The organism is Gordonia jinhuaensis, from assembly GCF_014639795.1.
GTDB classification, from domain to species: Bacteria; Actinomycetota; Actinomycetes; order Mycobacteriales; family Mycobacteriaceae; genus Gordonia_B; species Gordonia_B jinhuaensis.
Genome location: NZ_BMGC01000013.1, coordinates 51,137 through 68,890, shown reverse-complemented (window position 1 = coordinate 68,890; position 17,754 = coordinate 51,137). Strand labels below are relative to the sequence as shown.

The following is a 17,754-nucleotide window of genomic DNA, read 5'->3' as shown; positions in this document are numbered from 1 at the left end:
CGTCGAGGACGAGGAACTGCGATGGTGAACTGTCCGCGATGCACCCTTCAGGGCCGTTGGCGGCATACCGTGGCCTCATGACCACTCACTCGACGCCGCCATCAACCGGCACTGTGGACATCAAACCACGCAGCCGCGACGTAACCGACGGACTGGAGAAGACCGCCTCCCGCGGAATGCTGCGCGCGGTGGGGATGGGCGATGACGACTGGGCCAAGCCGCAGATCGGTTCGGCTCGTCGTGGAACGAGATCACGCCCTGCAATCTTTCGCTCGACCGACTTGCGACCGAGGTCAAAGAGGGTGTTTTCCAGGCCGGCGGTTATCCCCTGCAGTTCGGCACCATCTCCGTGTCCGATGGAATCTCGATGGGTCACGAAGGCATGCACTTCTCCCTGGTGTCGCGAGAGGTCATCGCCGACAGCGTCGAAACCGTGATGAGCGCTGAACGTCTCGACGGTTCGGTACTGCTCGCCGGATGCGACAAATCACTGCCCGGGATGCTGATGAGCCGAGACGACGTGGACACCATCGAGCGTGCCATCTGCCCGGGGGAAGGGGCGTGCGGCGGGATGTACACGGCCAACACGATGGCCAGTGCAGCCGAAGCACTCGGCATGTCACTGCCTGGCAGCGCCGCCCCGCCGGCCCCGGACAAGCGTCGCGACGGATACGCCAGGGCCAGCGGTGCGGCGTGGTTGAACTGCTGAAGCGGGGCATCACCGCCCGCGACATCATGACGCGCGAGGCGTTCGAGAACGCCATCGCCGTCGTGATGGCATTCGGCGGCTCGACGAACGCGGTACTACATCTGCTCGCGATCGCCAACGAGGCCGAGGTCGAGTTGTCCCTCGCCGACTTCTCGCGGATCGGGGCACGGGTCCCCCACCTCGCCGACGTGAAACCGTTCGGTTCCCACGTGATGACCGACGTCGACCGGATCGGCGGCGTCCCGGTCATCATGAAGGCGCTGCTCGACGCGGGGCTGCTGCACGGAGACTGTCTGACCGTCACCGGGCAAACGGTGGCCGAGAACCTCGCCGACATCGAGCCGCCGGATCCAGACGGAAAGGTGCTCCGTGCACTCGACTCACCGATCCACCCCACCGGCGGCATCACGATTCTGCACGGTTCCCTTGCACCGGACGGCGCGGTGGTGAAGTCCGCGGGTTTCGACTCGGACGTGTTCGAGGGCGTGGCACGGGTTTTCGACCGCGAGCGGGCGGCAATGGATGCCCTCGAAGACGGCACCATCACCGCCGGAGACGTCGTGGTCATCCGCTACGAAGGCCCCAAGGGCGGACCGGGAATGCGCGAGATGCTCGCCATCACCGGCGCCATCAAGGGCGCGGGACTGGGCAAGGACGTGCTGCTGATGACCGATGGCCGATTTTCCGGGGGCACCACCGGACTGTGTGTCGGTCACATCGCCCCCGAAGCGGTCGACGGCGGCCCCGTAGCACTCGTGCACGATGGCGACCGCATCCGTCTCGATGTGGCCACCGGGACTTTGGATCTGCTGGTCGACGCTGACGAAATGGCCCGTCGCGCTGATGAATTCACTCCACTGCCACCGCGCTACCGCCGAGGTGTGCTGGCCAAGTACTCGAAACTCGTCACGTCGGCTTCCCAGGGGGCGGTGTGCCGGTGACACCACACAGATGACCGACCACCCCCGCGCATTACGCTGAGGGTCACGACAGAGAAAGGTTGGACACTGTGCAGAAGATCGGTGTGATCGGCGGCGGCACCATGGGTGCCGGAATCGCAGAGGTATGCATCAAGGCCGGTAGCGAGGTCATCATCATCGAGGCCAAGCCCGAATTCGTCGAAAGCGCACAGAAGCGCGTGTCGACGTCCCTGGGCAAGGCCGTCTCCCGCGGCAAGATCAGCCAGGAGGACGCCGACGCGGCGCTCGCCCGCCTCACGGTCACCGTCGACTACGACACCCTCGCCGACCGCGATCTCGTCATCGAAGCCGCACCGGAGAACCTCGATCTCAAGCGTCAGATCTTCGCCCGCCTCGACGAGGTCACCAGCGCGGAGGCGATCCTCGCCACCAACACCTCGTCGATTCCGGTCATCCAGGTGGCCACGGCGACCAAGAAGCCCGCCCGTGTCGTGGGTGTGCACTTCTTCAACCCGGTGCCGGTGATGCCGCTGGTCGAGATCATCTCGACGCTGGTCACCGACGAGAAGATCGCCGACACCGTCGCCGACTACGTCAAGAACACCCTCGGCAAGACCGTGGTGCGCGCCGGCGACCAGTCGGGATTCATCGTCAACGCACTGCTCATCCCCTACCTGTGCCAGGCGATCCGCATGTACGCCTCGGGTTATGCGACCGCCGAGGACATCGACGCCGCGATGGTCGGCGGCTGCGGATACCCGATGGGTCCGCTCACACTGTGCGATACCGTCGGCCTCGACATCGCACTGGCCGCATCAGAGTCGCTGTACGCCGAGTTCGGTGAGCCGCACCTCGCTCCCCCGCCGCTGCTGCGTCGCATGGTCGAGGCCGGCCAGCTCGGCCGTAAATCCGGACAGGGTTTCTACAACTACTCGAAGTAGCTACCGCACGGCACCAGGTCACGGTGTCAGTGCCGCTGTAGCAGAAGAGAAACCGCGCATTCCGAAGTACTGCCGCACGCGTCCGGTCGCCCCCGGCGCGGCGGCAGTACTCGTATCGGTCACCGGTCGAGCGGCCGATGCCACACCAATGCGTATCGGAACATCGCCAGTCGTTTCCACCGGACTCCCGGCAACACCTGCATCGCGCACTCGCGCACCTCGGCATAGGTCTGCGGGGGCGGCCACACCGTCGGCGCGGAATGCTCCCAGTACCCGCGTCGTGATGAGAGCCATCGGTGCGCGAGAACGCCTGCCGCATCGACGGCGACGTCGGCCGCGCCGCTCGACCGGGCGAGACCGACCACGACCATCACGCCACCGGGTGCGGTCAGCTCGGCGAATCGTCTCAGGGCGCAGGCAAGATCAGGGAGATGATGCAGCGTCGCGATTGACGCCACTACATCGAAGGTCCGCGCGAACCGATATTCCTGCACATCGCCGGCGATCCACCGAACGCGGTCGTCTCGACTCCGTGCCCGAGCGAGCGCGGCCGCGTCGGAGTCGATGGCGACAACGTCGTCGAGAACGCGCCGCAGATCGGTCGCGAGCAGTCCGTCGCCGGTCCCCACGTCCAGAGCGCTACGCGCGTTGGCGGGGATCGCCTCCAACACCACCGAGTGATAGTGGATTTTGTGGTTCCACCGCTTGGTCATGTCTTCTGCTGACGCCACAGTTCTTCTGTATCGCGCACACGGGGTGCAGCCCACACACACTCGTCCCCACGCAAATTCGTCCCCACACAATCTCGCGACTGTCAAACACACCGTGCACACCTGTGGACAGCGACGTTGTGGCTCTCACCGAGCGGCCACACCATGAGAGCCATGACATTCGACGACAGATCCGACATCGCACCCATCGACCACTCGCCGTCCGCACCGTTCCTCGGTGCTGCCGAACTCGGTCGACGGTGGCACCACCTGTACTCACCGCTGGGCTTCCGAGAGGCATCGGTGTGCGTGGGCTTCGTGCGCTCCAGCGCTTTGGTCCCGCCCCTCCTGGAGCTACCGGGTTCGGAGTGTCCCAACGGTTTTCACGCCGACATGCTTATGAGGCGGCTGCGTGGTCTGGTCGCCGCGGATGCCTGCGACGGCTTCGCGATCCTGCTCTCGCGCCCCGGCGGAGACCGCCTCAACGCATGGGACACCGCCTGGTCGAATCTGCTCGACGCAGCAGCACGACGGCATTCGGTACTGCTCTACGGAATTCACCGCGCCAACGACAACGACGTGATCAGTGTGCCGACCGAGTTCGACGAGGCCGCATGACGATCCATATTCGATGCCGCCGTCCGCCGAGGCGCTCCACGTCAGTGCGCGAAGACGAAATGCGTCTCGGCAGTGGTGACGAGGTTGTCCTCGTCTGCATGTGCGGAGGCGACGTCGCGCGCCGAGTAGGCGGTGTGCTTCGTGGCCCACCCGAAGGTGGTCTCGAGACTGTCGGCCGGGTCGCCGCGGTGGACTCCCATCGAGTCGCAGATCCCGTCGCCGGTGAGACAGATCTCGGTGACCAGTGGATCGGGGGTGCGATTGGGTCGCCACGGCATACCGCCGGAGACCTGGGGCAGCACCGACGGATCGCTGACACCGATCACGCCGCCACGGCCGGTTTCCTTGTCGGTGGGGCGACGCGGGTCGGCGATGAGGGTCGCCGCGAGCCCCATCTCCTCGGCGACGTCACCGGCGATACCCGCCCCCTGCGAGTAGCCGCGCAGTTCGAGTGCCGTCGTCGGGCAGGTCACCTGATAGCCCGCCACACTCGATCGCAGAAGCTGGGCACCGACATCCCAGGACGCCTGCATCAGCAGCGCCGGGTACTCGATGACCGTGGTCCTGCCCGCATCATGCGGCCAGAAATGCCGATACTCCGACCCGATGGGATCAGAGGTGCCCCCGACGAAGAAGTAGTGCACGGGACCGCAACCGGGGGCCTTGGGCACCGGAGACGCCGACGCGGGTGCACCTCCTGCCACCACTGTGGTGAACATGCCGACCACACCGGCGACGAGCAGACTCTTCCGCACACCCCACATCATCTGCGCCCCTACCCCCATCTCGACCGTCAGCGCGCTCACCGTATCCCATCGCAGCGAGCCCGGTCGGATTCGCCGTCCGTGTGTACAGAATGCCGAGCTGCCGAAACATGATGCCCGCCAGCATCAGTGAGGCAGAACACACTCAGCGACCGGTTGGCGTCACCTCATACTGCGGCTGGGTTGACCGATGATCGAGTCCGGTGCCGGCAGGGTTCGGGGAGCAGGCGCGAAGTCCACGACACCGAAGGCGATCGACGAGGCGTGGGCGCCGCCGCACCAGATCGCGTTGTCAGTCGGCGCCAACGGACTGAACAGCCAGTCGCCGGTGGGGCTGGGCCCGTCGATGACCACGCGCAACGCCGAACCAGCGCGGAACACATGGGCGAACGGCCGGATCTCCACGCGCGCGAGCACCGGGACGTCGCGGCGCAGGAACCGCTGGTCGGCGTCGCGCTGCGTGGGGACCGGACGCAGCTGCGACGATCGGTCCGCATCGAGCATGCGCTGGGCCACCCGCAGCCACCCCCGCTGGACGTAGGTCTCCAGGCCGTCGGGCCGAACCTCGGTCACCGTCACCTGCACATCGGTGTCCGGGGCGTGCGAGGAAATCCACAGGTCCGCCGAGGCCGATCCGAACACCGCCAGGTCGGAGTCCAGCGGCGCGGAGATGAACGACGCCGACAGTCCGGGAATCGGCTGACCGGCCTTCCACCCCGCCTCGGCCTCCGGGCCGCCCGCCTCGAATGTGATCGCGCCGACGACACCGAAGTTCACCGCCGGCCCGGGAACCGATCGGTAGTCGACCCGCCCGCTGCGCACCCGCCCCATCCCCGCGCTGAGTCTGCCGTCGGCACTGAGGACGAATCTGCGGACGGTGGCCGCCGGCGGGATCGTGTCGAATGTGCTGCGCCACCGGGGATGCGCTGATTCCAGGGCTTCATCGGAGGGCATCGGGGCCTCCGGCGAGGTGGTCTCATGCCAGATCTCCACATGCGGTCGCGAGTCGAACCCGTTGCGTTCGCCGCGCAGAAAATGATCGAAGAAGTCGATGAGTCGCGACCGTGCGGCCACGTAGGTGTCGTGGCGACCGTTGGTTCCCAGCCACCACATCCGGGCCGGATCGAGAAGCTCCTGGAAGTATCCGGCCCGTGACCCCACCTCCTCGTCCTGCCAGGCGGTCATGCTGAACACCGGTACGTCGATGGCGGCGATCCGATCGGTGAGGTCGCGCGCCGCCCAGAACTCGTCACGGAAGCGCGAGTAGTACTCCGCGGAGGTGATGTGCTGATTGCCGGTGAGGAAGTTGCGTTGGTTGTTCGCCACACCTTCGGCGTCGCCGTCGGCCTGGGCGTTCTCGAGGTTGAACCGCCACGCCGACTGGATGGTGAGCCACCACAGACCGATGAACCCGTTGGGGACACCGCCGGGGGCGAGCACGTCGCGGATCGGGTCGACCACCGGCATCCCTGGCGCGATCGCCGTCAGCCCGCGCGGACGGTGCGGGGCCACGAACAGCTGCGAGATGCCCGGCCACGACCAGTCGTACATGCCGACCGCACCCGAGGACCACGGCTGACGTGCCGCCCACTCGACCGCGTATGCCCCGTCGGTCCCCCACGCGTCGGAGAAGAATTCCAGAACACCGCCCGACGATCCGGTGCCGCGCATCGAGACACCGACGACCGCGTATCCCGCGGACACCAGCGCCATGTCGAGATCTGCCGACATCCACCAGTCGCCGCGCAGATACCCCGCTCCGCCGATCGTGCCGGCGTCATATCCGTGGTACTGCATGAGTACCGGAAACGGCCCCTTCCCCGTGGGCAACAGCACGCTGTAGCGCAGCCGGGTGCCGTCGGGCACCGTGATGTACCCCCACCGCCGGGAGGCGAAGGTGCGCGTCGGCTGCGCTGCGGCCGCCCCGACACCAGCAACCCCGGCGCCGGCAGCGACACCGAGGGCTGCTCCGATCCCGACCGTGGCCAGAAAGGCCCTGCGACTGGTCGTCGATGTGCCGGTGAACGCACTGCCGAGTCGATGCTGCCCGCCGGCGATGTCGCCGACGTCTGATCCTGCGCGTGACATTGGATCAGTGTCCACCCCGCACGCCGCGATATCCACGCATATCGCCCATGTCACGGACACACTCACCGGGACCTGCGCGGTCCCCGGCGTACCTGCGCCCCGTCCTGGGCCTCAGCGACCTCGCGCCCGCATGCCCTTACTGGTTACTTCGGGCGGTCTGGCGCCGGTTCTCCTTCTCGATCGCTGCCACCAGTTCGTCCTTGGTCATCGACGAACGCCCGTGGACGTCGAGGCGGCGCGCGATGTCGAGGAGATGATCCTTGCTCGCGTTGGCGTCGACTCCGCCGGCGCTGCGCCCCTGTGGATTCCGGCCGTGGTGTTCGGCCCGCTCGTCGGACGGCCCGGATTCGCTCTTGGGCTCCCAGTGATCGCCGACCTTCTCATGCGTGCGCTTGAGAGCCGCGTAGGCGACGCGGTAGGCGCGTTCGGCGGACCCGTACTCGTCCTCCGCCGAGTCGTGGGCGGCGGCGAACGTGCGTTGCGCCTTATCGTCGGATCGTGCGATCGTGTCGGGGAGCTCCGACTTCTTCGGATCGCCGTTCTCGTTGGTCATGGGCATGGAAACCTCCCGCGCCGCATCCGTGGTGTCGCATCCTGGTGTCACCTGCCCGTGTTGTCGACAGGCCCACCGATATCACCGAGGGTAGGCGTCGACTTCGCTGGCGTCAGCTAGGTTGGGTACCAGCTAGGTTGGGTGTATGGGTCTTTCCACCGTCCGACTGTCCACCGTGGCCGCCACGTCCGCCGCCACCGCAACTGCAGCACTCGTCGGATCTCTGGCGGTGAAATCGGGTTTGTCTGGCTGGTACGACAAACTCGAACGACCCAGTGTCGTACCGCCGAACGGCGCGATCCCGGTGGTGTGGACCGCGCTCTACGCCGACGTCGCCGCAACCTCGGCGGTCGCAATCGACGCCCTCGAGGACAGCGGCGAGAGCGCCACATCGTACAAAGCCGCACTGCTGACCAACCTCGCACTCAACGCAGGCTGGTGTCAGTTGTTCTTTGGCGCGCACAAACTCGGCGCCGCCACCGCCGGGGCCGCACTGCTGACGGTGAGCAGTGTCGATCTCACCCGCAGAGCCGCACAGGCGAACACCGTCGCAGGTGTGGCGCTGGCGCCGTATCCGCTGTGGTGCCTGTTCGCCACCGGCCTGACGTTCGGGTTCTGGCGACACAACCGATGACGTCGACCTGAACAGGGCGACCGGGGTGGATCGGCTGACGTGGATCCCGTGTGGGTGAGGTCAGATTCCGAACGGCGCCGCGTACCGGACCGTGCCACTCGGGATCGGGCTGCCATCCAGGCTCAGGACCATCAGCGCGTCGTCGGGAACGTCGATGCTCAACTTCACCCCGTGCTCGGACGCCCTGGTGAAGCCGAATCTCGGGTAGTAGCCGGGATGTCCGAGCACCACCACCACCTGCTCACCCGCGTTGCGCGCGAAGTCGAGAGCCGCTTCGATGACCGAGGAGCCCACGCCGACGCCCTGATAACGCGGCTGCACGGCACACGGCGCCAGCGCGAGCGCGGGCTCATCATCGATCCGGCACCTCGTGAGCAGTGCATACCCCACCGGTTCATCACTGTCGGGATCCACCGCGACAACCGACAATTCGGGAACCCATGCGTCGTCGTCGCGCAGCGCGTCGACGAGATCGGCCTCCTCGGACGTCTCGAATGCCGCGAGGTTCGTCGCCCGCACAGACGCGACATCCGAGGTCTCCTCGGTTCGCGTCGGCCACCGTGTACCCGTCACCCTGATCGCCCTCTCATGACCTGTGGGGCGCGTCAGCGCCAGGTGAGGCGACATCCGCCTCGTCGATCGATACCAATTGGAATTGCCTGACCCGGCCGGGTATCTCCGCCGTGCACATCGTAAGGATAGGCTCGGAGAGTTCCTCCCGGAGGGTGACCCGCAGCGTCCTGCCCGGACTCGCCGATGCCAGCACGACCACGACAACCGCGTCACCGTGGGCGACATCGATCTCGGTGAATGATCCAATTCTGTTGTCGCCGTATTTCTTACGTGCGAAGTACTGTGCAGCCTGAACCGCGTGCGGCAACGACGTGCGCCCACGCAGCAAGGAGTTGACCACGCGGCCCAGTGTGTAGAGTTCGACGATATTCGCCGGCTCGTCGGCCGAATCCGCTCTGCCATAACACAATCCATGCGGAAGAAGCATCATCGTCGCGGCGAAGCGATCACCACCCAGATGTGAGCACTCCCAGGTCCAGTCCGGATAGCGATCGGCAATCGCTGCCGCGACACCCCGGCCACGAACCGCACAGCACTGGTCGTGTTTGCCGTGTGCACACACCGCGACCAGCGGGTCGGTGATCTCATACCCGCCGGTCCCGTCGAGCGGAACCGTGAGATATCCCTCCGCAGAGTCGCATTCACCACCCACCATTCGCTCCTCCCCCGGCCTCGCGTTCGCGACGAACCAGCGCCATCGCGGGGTCGGCGCACGTCGTCCGGGCCGGCGGATCGCCACGATCCGCAGCCCTGCACGTTCTGCTCGGCGAACGATCTGGCGACCCAGTTCAGGGTCGATGACGGTGGGAGACTGCATGAATGCCGAAGGCCCCCACGGTCCTGATACCTCGAGCATCAGCCAGGAGAACCCCGCCGATGCGGTCCCGTACATGGGGTCGTGTCTGGTGCGGGACTGGTCGCTGCACGGGAGGCGTCTGATCACTCCGGGCGACCCGACTCGCCCACATGCGCCGGATCCGACGGCGCGCGCTGGGACTCCGATATCACCACCACCGCTTCGCGCAGCAGGCGGCGCGCCAGCACCACACCGTCAGCCGAGTCGAGTCCGGGCAATGATCCGGCAGCGCCACGGTGACCCGCGTGCAGCCAATCCAGTGCGCGCGCACAGGATTCCGGGAAGGTGATGGTCTTCTCACGCAGCCGCAGGTCGACAACGCCATCGTGTTCGCAGAGTTCGCCGACCAGACCACCGCGCCATCCGACGACGGTGTCAGAGGTGATCGACGACAGCTGGGCGACCGTGCTGAGGGGGCGCACCGCCACCGGACGTGTCCGATCGGCGTGACGCCAGGTCAACCGATCGGCGACCGCCGAGGCGTAGTCACTCGAGGAGGAGCCGACGACGTCGAGTGCAGCCGCGAGCGCCTTCTCCGCAATCGGCCTGATCTGTGCCGACGCGGCGAAGTCGACCCCCATCGGCAGGGAGGCCCGCATCTGCGGGGAGTCGGCCAGTTCGTCGATCAATGCGCGAACCGCGTCGTGAACGGTCACCGGTGACACACCGACCGTGAGATGGATCGACGTCTCGCCCAATGCCTGCGCGGCATGAATCCACCCGCGCGGCAGGTAGAGCGCGTCTCCCGGCTCGAGGACGGCGTCGATCACCGGCTCCTCACGCGAACGCTCCTCGATCGCCTGGCGGTGGGTCGACCACGACTGTCCCGGTAGCGGATCGACGAACACCGGCTCGTAGACCACCCAGTGCTTACGACCCGCCGTCTGCAACACGAACACATCGTGCACGTCGTAGTGCGGATCGAAGCCCCGGTTGCTGGCCGGCGTGATGTAGGCATTCGCCTGAACCGGATGACCGAGGTCGGCGACCATCGCGGCGACGAAATCGATCACCGGCGGCCACAACCGGTGCAGCCCCTGCAGGACGATGGTCGTACCGGCGGCGAACTCGGCGAGGACTTTCGCGGAATCGATCTGGTCGGGCATGTCGGCGCCGAATCCGGCAGAGCTGAGATACCGCTCGCCTGCGAGCAGCTCGCCGTCCTTGGCCATCCGGATGAACGGCTTGCGTACCCCGCGTTGAGCAATCAGCTCGTCGACGGCATCCGTGGAGAGCAGATCGTCGAAGTCGGCAGGAAGATCGGCGGCCCTGCTGAGCAAGGGCCGCCGATTCCAGTGATCCCGGGCGAAAGTCGCGCTATCGACCGAGATGGTGCGAGTGAGCACTACGCTCAGGCGGTACCGTCGGCGCCGCCGTCGTGACCATCGGGGTTGGAACCGCCGTCGGCCGGACCCTCACCCGCCGACGGCGAACCGTCGGCACCACCGTCGTGACCGTTGGGGTTGGAACCACCGTCAGCCGGACCCTCACCCGCCGACGGCGAACCGTCGGCACCACCGTCATGTCCACCGGGGTTGGACCCACCGTCAGCCGGACCTTCTCCGCCACCGGTTGATGTTGTGATGTCGTCATCGTCGAGTGCCATGGTGTTCCTCTCTGATCGGGAGCACGTGCCCCCTTTATCGACCGGTCACACGCCACGCTGCGAAATCCGTGTCGGATTCGCCTCTTTCACGCCTATGGTGCGACCTCGTGACTCACACTACTCGTCGCCTCGGATTCCCCGGCGACTTCGGATCACCACCATGTCGATGTCTGCGATCACCGATAATCGTGATCATCGGCGCCCGGTGAGGCAATGGCGCTCGGTGAGGCAATGGCGCCGGCGAGCAGTACCTCGGTGAGGCAGTACCTCAGTAAGGCAGTGTGCGGCGCAGACTCACACGCTGCGCGCACCGCCTTCCACGTGGATCGTCTCGCCCGAGACGAATCCGGCGGTGAGCAGCCATGCGACCGCGTCGACGATGTCGTCGGGTCTGCCGACCCGCCCGGCGAGGTTGGTCTGAGCCGTATCGGCGAAGAGGGCTGATCGATCGGCATCCGGGAGGCCGTCCCAGGTTCCCGAGTCGATGATTCCCGGCGACACGGCGTTGACTCGGATCGGAGCGAGTTCGGCGGCAAGATGTGACACGGTGAATGCCACCGCTCCATTGGTGATTCCCATGATCGACAGCCCCGGTTGCGGATGCCATGCCGCGACGCCGGAGAAGAGCACCATCGACCCCGTGGGCGCGATGATCGGCCCGAAGTGTTTGGCGAGCATCAGCGGTCCGATCACCTTGGCGTCAAAGGCGGTGACCACCGACTGATGATCGAGTTCGGCAACCGGCACGTTGTGGTGCGCAGCCGCAGTTGTCACGATGTGGTCGACCGCACCCAGCTCGGCGACCGCGGCCTCCACCGTCTGCTCGTCGGTGACGTCGATCCGGATACCCGTGGCACCAGGGATGTCGGCAGCCGCCCGACGTGCCGTGTCGAGATCTCGGGCACCGATCACCACGTCGGCACCGAGTTCACTCGCTCGCCGGGCGATGGCCAGCCCCAGATTCTTCGCACCGCCGATCACCAACACCGTCGCGCCGGTCAATGTCGTCTGACCAGAACGGAACTCCTCAGAACTGGATCGGGCTGTCGGGGTCATACTCGCACCTCATCTCCGGTGACCGATCACACCGTGTGTCGGCCGCGACGGCGGCCACGTCAGATGGTCGCCACCAACGAGGCACACGGTATGGTTTAGATACCGGTATCTTCAACGATACTTCGCACGACCTGCACATTCGCGGTCCCGGCGCCCGCCGGGTCGCCGCAGCGGGCCCATCTGCACCGGAACACAGGAGGCGAGCCCATGGCCGAGGCGTACACCGTGATGGCGGCGAGCTGTCCGAGTCGGGTGATCCTGCATCGCATCGGAGCACGCTGGACCATCTTCGTCATCACCGCGCTCGCCGACCGCGAGATGCGCTTCACCGAACTCAAGGCCTATATCCAGGGCATCACCCCGAAAGTACTCACCGAGACCCTGCGGTCGCTCGAACACGACGGACTCATCGAACGCACCGACCGCGGGGGATCCGTTCGGCACGTGAGCTATTCACTGACCCCACTGGGCCGCTCGCTGCTCGTTCCGCTGGCCGCGGTGCGCACCTGGGCCGAGAACCACGTACCCGATGTGCAGGCGGCCAATGCCCGCCAGGAGACGCCGGAGACGAACGCATACCAGCAGCCGGTCACGTCGCGACAGGCGCGCACTCCTTCGCGCCGATAAGCTCCTGCTGGTGACGATTTCGGCAGTTCTGGCGATCGATCAGGGCACCTCGGCGACCAAGGCAGTCGTCACCGATCAAGCCGGCCAGATCCTGGCCGAAGCGTCGGCTCCGATCCGTCCTCACTATCCCGAAGAAGCAGTGGCCGAACAAGATCCAGAAGAACTGTGGACTTCGGTACTGACGGCCGGACGCGAGGCGGTGCGCCGTGCGCAGGCGCCGGTCGACGCTGTCGCGCTGGCCAATCAGGGCGAGAGCATCCTCGTGTGGGATCGCGCGACGTCGAGGCCACTGAGCACGATCATCGGATGGCAGGACCGCCGCGCCACCGAGATCTGCACTGAATTGTCCGACGCGGCCGAGGCACTGCGACAATCGACCGGCCTGGTGCTCGACCCGTACTTCTCCGCGCCGAAGATGGGGTGGGCGCGGCGTCACCTCTCCCAGCAGGGTGTTGTCACCACCACCGACACCTGGCTCGTCCATCGGTTGTGCGGAGCCTTCGTCACCGACGCATCCACGGCGAGTCGCTCGCTGCTCACCTCACTCTCCTCGACCGGGTGGGATCAGGCGTCCGTCGATCTCTTCGGTCTCACCGACGAGGAGTTGCCCACGATCGTCGGTTGCGACGAGATCGTCGGGACGACAAGCGCTTTCGGTCCCGACATACCACTGGGCGGGCTCATCGTCGATCAGCAGGCGGCACTGTTGGCCCAGGCCTGTGTGAACGCCGGCGACGCCAAGTGCACCTACGGAACCGGAGCCTTCCTGTTGGCCAATGCCGGCCAGCACCCGGTCATATCGCCGTCGGGCCTGACGACGTCGGTCGCCTGGCAGTTGCGGGGTCAACCGTCCTACTGTCTCGACGGGCAGGTCTACACGGCGGCGTCGGCGGTGCGCTGGGCAATCGATCTCGGCCTGATCGACTCGGCGCGTGACATCGATGCCGTCGCCGCTCACACCAGCGACGGCGTGGTCTTCGTTCCGGCCTTCGCCGGTCTGGCGGCACCCTGGTGGGATCCCGCCGCCACCGCATGCCTGCGCGGGATGACCTTGTCGACCGGGCGCGGCGAGATAATCCGCGCACTGGTGGAGGGCATCGCCGCGCAGGTGGCGGTGTTGACCGCACTGGTCGCCGCCGAGTTGCCCACACCGCCGACGAGGCTGCGCGTCGACGGCGGACTCACCGGCTCAGCCGCTCTGATGCAGGCCCAGGCCGATCTGCTGGGGATCCCGGTGGAGGTTCACTCCTCAGCCGATGCCACCGGTCTCGGGGCCGCGGCATGTCTGCGGCTGGCACTGGATGCCTCGGCGACGGTCGACCAGATCGTGCGACCGTCGCCGCCGTCGCGGGTCTACGAACCCCGATGGTCACGCGAACATGCGGCCGAGGTCCTCTCACGCTGGCAGGCCGCCGCCGCGACGACCATGCCGTGAGAAGATCGACCTCGATGACGATTTCTGATCACACGACCCCTGTTCACACCACTGTCGCCGTGGTCGGCGGTGGTGTCGTCGGCACGGCGATCGCCCACACCCTGTCCCACCGCGGGGTCGACGTGGTGCTCCTCGAGGCCGACTCCGACCTCGGCTATGCGGCCAGCGGCACGAACTCGGGAATCCTGCACACCGGCTTCGACTCGACTCCCGGCGAGCTGGAGACCGAGCTCATCCTGCGCTCGGTCCCGTTGCGGGAGAAGATCTTCGATGCCCTCGGCGTGCCCATCGTGCGCTGCGGGGCAGTGCTCATGCCGCGAGGCGAGGATGATGCGCAGACGATCGAGGAGTTGGCGGCCAATGCCGCACGCAACGGCGTCGACGTCCACATCCGGCCCGACGACGGTGCACTGGAGGTGCCGGGTGAATCGCTGACCGACCCGGTCGCATTCACCAGGGCGCTGGGGGCCTCCGCACGGGCAGCCGGTGTGACGATACTGCTCGATTCGCCGGTGGTGGGCATCGACGAGAGCGCCGATGCGCTCGTCGTGCACACGGCCGCGGGATCGAGTATCACCGCCGACGCGGTGGTGAACGCCGGAGGCCTGCACGCCGACGACATCGCCCGCATGGTGGGTGACGACACATTCGAGATCTACCCGCGCACGGGTGAATTCCTCGTCTTCGATCAGCTCCGTGCGCATCGTCTCGAACAGATCCTGTTGCCCGTGCCGACCAAGCGGACCAAGGGCGTGCTGGTGTTCCCCACCGTCGACGGCCACGTGATCGCCGGTCCCACGGCGGTGGATCACGAGGACAAGGCCGATTGGAGTGTCCGGCCGCAGGCGCGCGAGGAGATCCTCGCGAAAGCCGTCAGCCAGTATCCGGCGTTGGCCGGACGCGACCCGGTCGCCTCCCATGCCGGGCTGCGACCGGCCGGCCGGAATTGCAACTACGTGATCGGTCCGTCGGCGGCGTGCGGGCGGATGGTCAACGTCGCCGCGATCCGTTCGACCGGTTTGTCGGCGAGTCTGGGCATCGCGGCCTATGTCTCCGATCTGCTCGCCGAGATCGGCATCGACCTCGGCGACGAACTGCCGCCCACCCGGGTGACATCCGCACCTGCCTCATCGGGCGCCACCGCCACCACCCCCTGGTGGCAACGCACCGCCCGGCACGTGGCCCAGCACCTCACCCACTAGCCCCAGCGCTGCGGCAACCCCAGCGCTGCGGCAAGCCCGTCGATCACCACACCCGGTAGTCCACCGAGGTGACCTGCGCGAGTCCGGATGTCGAGGAGATGGTCAGCGACAGGGTCCACTGCCCGGGAAGCGGTGTCGCCGCACCGACGCTGCGCCAGCGGTCCGGGCCGTCCGGCACGAATCGGACAGACAGAGAAGGGATTCCCGCGTCGTCAGACGACAGCGTCGCGGCCAGTGAGGTAGCCGTGGCCGGCGAGCCGTCCGCTGATCGGACTGCCACGGCGATGTCAGTGTCGCCGCGCCGGGTGGAACCGATGTGCACCTCGGCGGTGCCATCGCTCAGCGGGGCCGAGAGATTCACCGCCGGCCCATAGGTGGTCCGAGCCGGCGCCGACGACACGAGCACCGAGGTCACGGCGAGTACCGCGATCCCCAGGCCGGCCTCGAGCGGCACGGTACGACGCAGACGCTCGGTGCTGAGCCTGCGACGCGAGATCACCGCCAGCACGAGCATGGCCGCCACCAGCGCGCCCTTGACGAGCAAGGCGATGCCGTATCCGGTGCTCCACAGCGATTCCAGTGGCGATACCTGCCGCCACGCCTGATACTCGCCGCTCAGCAGCAGCACCACCGCCAGGACGAACGCCACGGTCGACCAGGTTTTCAGGCCGTCGTCACGTCGCAGCGGCACAACGGCCGCTGCCAGCACCGCCAGCCCGCCGAGCCACAGGCACATCGCCAGCACGTGCAGGCTCGTCACGACGGTGGCGAGCACCGCGTCGTCACCAACGCCCGCGTGTCCGTCGACGGCGACCGTCACCGACACCGCCAGTGCCGCGAGTGAAACGGCCACCCGGGACACGGCTCGGCTGCGGTGGGCAGGAACGTCTCGGCCGCCGCGGGCAGGGTCACCGTCGCGACCGCGTAGGCGGGTGACCACCTGACCGCAACCGACCATCAGACCGCAACCGCTGAGCACCATCAGCACGAGGCGCGACAGCAGGGTTGCGAAACTGTCCAGCCCCGTGACACCACCGAGATGCGAGAAGACCCCGCCCAGACTCCGCACATCGTCGGCAGAGGCGGACCGCAGCATCATCTGCGCCACCGTCGCCAGCACCACCAGCACCCAGCCGACAACCATCGTGACGCGAATCCGCCTCAACGACAATGCAAATGGCCAGAGGAAGACGCAGATCAGCGCGATACCGAAGAAGGCGACCAGTCCCGCGTAGAGCAGGGCCTGTGTCACCTGCTCGGCACGGGTGAGCGACGTCGACTGCGCCGACCCGGCCGACACCGGTGTACCGGCGTCGGCACGCACACCGAAGACCACCGAGCCCGTCACCAGATGGGTGTCACCGGATATGACACGCCAGGTGATCGAGTAGCTTCCCGTGGCCAGGTTCGGTGCCACACCGAGAACCACGGTGGTTCCCCCATCGATGAGGCGCGGGGAGCGGTCGTCGACGCGCTGACCGCTCGACGAGATCACCCGGACAGCCGAGGGGTTGATCCCCACCGCCTCGTCGAAGGTGAGACGGATCTGCGACGGCGACTCATCGAGTCGCGCGCCGTCGACCGGCGAACTCGACACGAGCGTGGCGTGCGCTGATGCCATCGGTTGCGATGACATCAGCGCAGCGACCACGCCCAGGAGTCCGAGCAGAACGATCCGGAGTCTCACCTGTTCGAGGTGTCGTTCCTCCGCGCGATCGCGAAGTTGGCGATACCGATCAGCAGCGCGATGATCGCCACGACCAGACCGGCGATCGCGACCGGGCTGGTCGAGGAGTCGGAGTGACCGGACGAGTTGTCACCCGATGTCATCCCGGCCATCGACGAGCCATGCTCGTCCGCGCTCGTGGCCGATGCCAGTGTCAGGACCGGCGCCGGATGCTCGGGCTCGCTCTTCCCGTCGCTGGAGGTCTCATTCCACTGCACCACCTGACCATCGCTGTAGGTCTGGGCAGCGGGGATCGTGATCGACTCCGACTCGGGCATCGGACCGGCCGAGATGGCGAAGGTGTCGAAACTCCCCGGTGCGATCGCCGCCTGCGGGGTATCCGCCTTCCAGATCACCTGCGACACGTACTGGGTGATCTCGTTGCCGTCGTCGTCCTTGCGCGGTGTCGCCAGATCCTTCTTCACCACCTGCGCCGACCATCCCGGTTTGGGCTGGGTCGACACCGAGACGATCGGCGTCGAATCGGGCAGCGTGATCGTGAGTCCCACGGTGGAGGCGGTATCCGATTCGGTGGGCACACGGAACGTCAGCACCCCGTATCCGCCCTGCGTCACGTCGGTGCCGTCGACGCGAACGTGCGCCGACGCCGGTGCGGCGACGACCAACGCCGCCACCAGCGTTGCGAGGAGGGCGACGACGCCCCTGTTCCACTTGTGCACGCGAATATCCCTTCATCTGTTGTTGTGTCGAGAGGTCATGTCTGCGGGTGCGTCCG

At 66.8% G+C, this 17,754-nt stretch carries 16 protein-coding genes and 2 pseudogenes; 7 read left to right on the top strand and 11 right to left on the bottom strand.

Annotated elements, in window-relative coordinates:
- Nucleotides 1–77: 77 nt before the first annotated feature.
- Together ilvD and IEW22_RS10770 are read left to right on the top strand one after the other, a co-directional pair.
- Nucleotides 78–1,650, top strand: a pseudogene (ilvD, locus tag IEW22_RS10775) (dihydroxy-acid dehydratase).
- Between the two features lie 53 nt (nt 1,651–1,703).
- Nucleotides 1,704–2,570: pseudogene (locus IEW22_RS10770) on the top strand (3-hydroxybutyryl-CoA dehydrogenase); the annotation flags it as partial.
- A gap of 119 nt (nt 2,571–2,689) precedes the next feature.
- On the opposite strand, the gene IEW22_RS10765 reads toward IEW22_RS10770, so the two are convergent.
- Entirely contained in the window at nt 2,690–3,301 is a 612-nt protein-coding gene (locus tag IEW22_RS10765) for a class I SAM-dependent methyltransferase (RefSeq protein WP_229742459.1), read from the bottom strand.
- A 153-nt stretch (nt 3,302–3,454) separates the two neighbouring features.
- Here IEW22_RS10765 and IEW22_RS10760 point away from each other — a divergent pair, with 153 nt between their 5' ends.
- A complete protein-coding gene (locus tag IEW22_RS10760; RefSeq protein WP_188586603.1) occupies nt 3,455–3,898 on the top strand; it encodes a hypothetical protein in 444 nt (147 codons plus the stop codon).
- Between the two features lie 41 nt (nt 3,899–3,939).
- Here the strand turns inward: IEW22_RS10760 and IEW22_RS10755 are convergent, their stop codons facing one another.
- From IEW22_RS10755 to IEW22_RS10745, 3 genes are all read right to left on the bottom strand, one after another.
- Nucleotides 3,940–4,704: a cutinase family protein gene (locus IEW22_RS10755; RefSeq protein WP_188586602.1), complete on the bottom strand. Its 765-nt coding sequence runs from the start codon at nt 4,702–4,704 to the stop codon at nt 3,940–3,942.
- Nucleotides 4,705–4,824: 120 nt separating this feature from the next.
- Nucleotides 4,825–6,750: a CocE/NonD family hydrolase gene (locus IEW22_RS10750; protein ID WP_188586601.1), complete on the bottom strand. Its 1,926-nt coding sequence runs from the start codon at nt 6,748–6,750 to the stop codon at nt 4,825–4,827.
- Between the two features lie 136 nt (nt 6,751–6,886).
- Nucleotides 6,887–7,309 (bottom strand): ChaB family protein, encoded by a 423-nt coding sequence (locus IEW22_RS10745; RefSeq protein WP_188586600.1) that lies wholly within the window; start codon nt 7,307–7,309, stop codon nt 6,887–6,889.
- A gap of 139 nt (nt 7,310–7,448) precedes the next feature.
- Between IEW22_RS10745 and IEW22_RS10740 the strand changes: the two genes are divergently transcribed.
- A complete protein-coding gene (locus tag IEW22_RS10740) occupies nt 7,449–7,937 on the top strand; it encodes a TspO/MBR family protein (RefSeq protein ID WP_188586599.1) in 489 nt (162 codons plus the stop codon).
- 60 nt (nt 7,938–7,997) lie between these two features.
- Here IEW22_RS10740 and IEW22_RS10735 read toward each other — a convergent pair whose 3' ends face one another.
- The 5 genes from IEW22_RS10735 to IEW22_RS10715 form a co-directional block, all read right to left on the bottom strand.
- Nucleotides 7,998–8,510, bottom strand: a complete 513-nt coding sequence (locus tag IEW22_RS10735) for a GNAT family N-acetyltransferase (RefSeq protein ID WP_229742457.1) — start codon at nt 8,508–8,510, stop codon at nt 7,998–8,000.
- A gap of 13 nt (nt 8,511–8,523) precedes the next feature.
- Nucleotides 8,524–9,402: a sucrase ferredoxin gene (locus IEW22_RS10730; RefSeq protein WP_188586597.1), complete on the bottom strand. Its 879-nt coding sequence runs from the start codon at nt 9,400–9,402 to the stop codon at nt 8,524–8,526.
- A gap of 47 nt (nt 9,403–9,449) precedes the next feature.
- A complete protein-coding gene (locus IEW22_RS10725) occupies nt 9,450–10,712 on the bottom strand; it encodes a cupin domain-containing protein (protein WP_188586596.1) in 1,263 nt (420 codons plus the stop codon).
- Between the two features lie 5 nt (nt 10,713–10,717).
- Complete coding sequence (locus tag IEW22_RS10720) at nt 10,718–10,972, bottom strand: BatC protein (RefSeq protein WP_188586595.1); 255 nt, start codon at nt 10,970–10,972, stop codon at nt 10,718–10,720.
- Nucleotides 10,973–11,266: 294 nt separating this feature from the next.
- Nucleotides 11,267–12,028: an SDR family oxidoreductase gene (locus tag IEW22_RS10715; RefSeq protein ID WP_188586594.1), complete on the bottom strand. Its 762-nt coding sequence runs from the start codon at nt 12,026–12,028 to the stop codon at nt 11,267–11,269.
- Nucleotides 12,029–12,235: 207 nt separating this feature from the next.
- On the opposite strand from IEW22_RS10715, the gene IEW22_RS10710 reads away from it, so the two are divergent.
- The 3 genes from IEW22_RS10710 to IEW22_RS10700 are packed head-to-tail and all read left to right on the top strand — an operon-like array spanning nt 12,236 to nt 15,292.
- Nucleotides 12,236–12,655: a winged helix-turn-helix transcriptional regulator gene (locus tag IEW22_RS10710; RefSeq protein WP_188586593.1), complete on the top strand. Its 420-nt coding sequence runs from the start codon at nt 12,236–12,238 to the stop codon at nt 12,653–12,655.
- A gap of 16 nt (nt 12,656–12,671) precedes the next feature.
- On the top strand, nt 12,672–14,090 hold the full coding sequence (locus IEW22_RS10705; RefSeq protein WP_188586639.1) for an FGGY family carbohydrate kinase: 1,419 nt from the start codon (nt 12,672–12,674) through the stop codon (nt 14,088–14,090).
- 14 nt (nt 14,091–14,104) lie between these two features.
- Entirely contained in the window at nt 14,105–15,292 is a 1,188-nt protein-coding gene (locus tag IEW22_RS10700; RefSeq protein WP_188586592.1) for an NAD(P)/FAD-dependent oxidoreductase, read from the top strand.
- Between the two features lie 43 nt (nt 15,293–15,335).
- Here IEW22_RS10700 and IEW22_RS10695 read toward each other — a convergent pair whose 3' ends face one another.
- Together IEW22_RS10695 and IEW22_RS10690 are read right to left on the bottom strand one after the other, a co-directional pair.
- The gene (locus tag IEW22_RS10695) at nt 15,336–16,913 is read right to left on the bottom strand and encodes a copper resistance CopC/CopD family protein (protein WP_229742456.1); all 1,578 of its coding nucleotides are present in this window, start codon (nt 16,911–16,913) and stop codon (nt 15,336–15,338) included.
- A gap of 62 nt (nt 16,914–16,975) precedes the next feature.
- Nucleotides 16,976–17,698 carry a YcnI family protein gene (locus IEW22_RS10690; protein ID WP_229742454.1) on the bottom strand — a complete coding sequence of 241 codons (723 nt, stop codon included), beginning with the start codon at nt 17,696–17,698 and terminating at the stop codon, nt 16,976–16,978.
- Nucleotides 17,699–17,754 lie beyond the last annotated feature (56 nt).

Coding starts and splice junctions, on each gene's coding strand:
- IEW22_RS10760 (WP_188586603.1), top strand. CDS start 3,455: ATGACATTCGACGACAGATCCGACATCGCACCCATCGACCACTCGCCG.
- IEW22_RS10750 (WP_188586601.1), bottom strand. CDS start 6,750: ATGTCACGCGCAGGATCAGACGTCGGCGACATCGCCGGCGGGCAGCAT.
- IEW22_RS10745 (WP_188586600.1), bottom strand. CDS start 7,309: ATGCCCATGACCAACGAGAACGGCGATCCGAAGAAGTCGGAGCTCCCC.
- IEW22_RS10740 (WP_188586599.1), top strand. CDS start 7,449: ATGGGTCTTTCCACCGTCCGACTGTCCACCGTGGCCGCCACGTCCGCC.
- IEW22_RS10730 (WP_188586597.1), bottom strand. CDS start 9,402: ATGTACGGGACCGCATCGGCGGGGTTCTCCTGGCTGATGCTCGAGGTA.
- IEW22_RS10720 (WP_188586595.1), bottom strand. CDS start 10,972: ATGGCACTCGACGATGACGACATCACAACATCAACCGGTGGCGGAGAA.
- IEW22_RS10715 (WP_188586594.1), bottom strand. CDS start 12,028: ATGACCCCGACAGCCCGATCCAGTTCTGAGGAGTTCCGTTCTGGTCAG.
- IEW22_RS10710 (WP_188586593.1), top strand. CDS start 12,236: ATGGCCGAGGCGTACACCGTGATGGCGGCGAGCTGTCCGAGTCGGGTG.
- IEW22_RS10700 (WP_188586592.1), top strand. CDS start 14,105: ATGACGATTTCTGATCACACGACCCCTGTTCACACCACTGTCGCCGTG.
- IEW22_RS10695 (WP_229742456.1), bottom strand. CDS start 16,913: ATGGCATCAGCGCACGCCACGCTCGTGTCGAGTTCGCCGGTCGACGGC.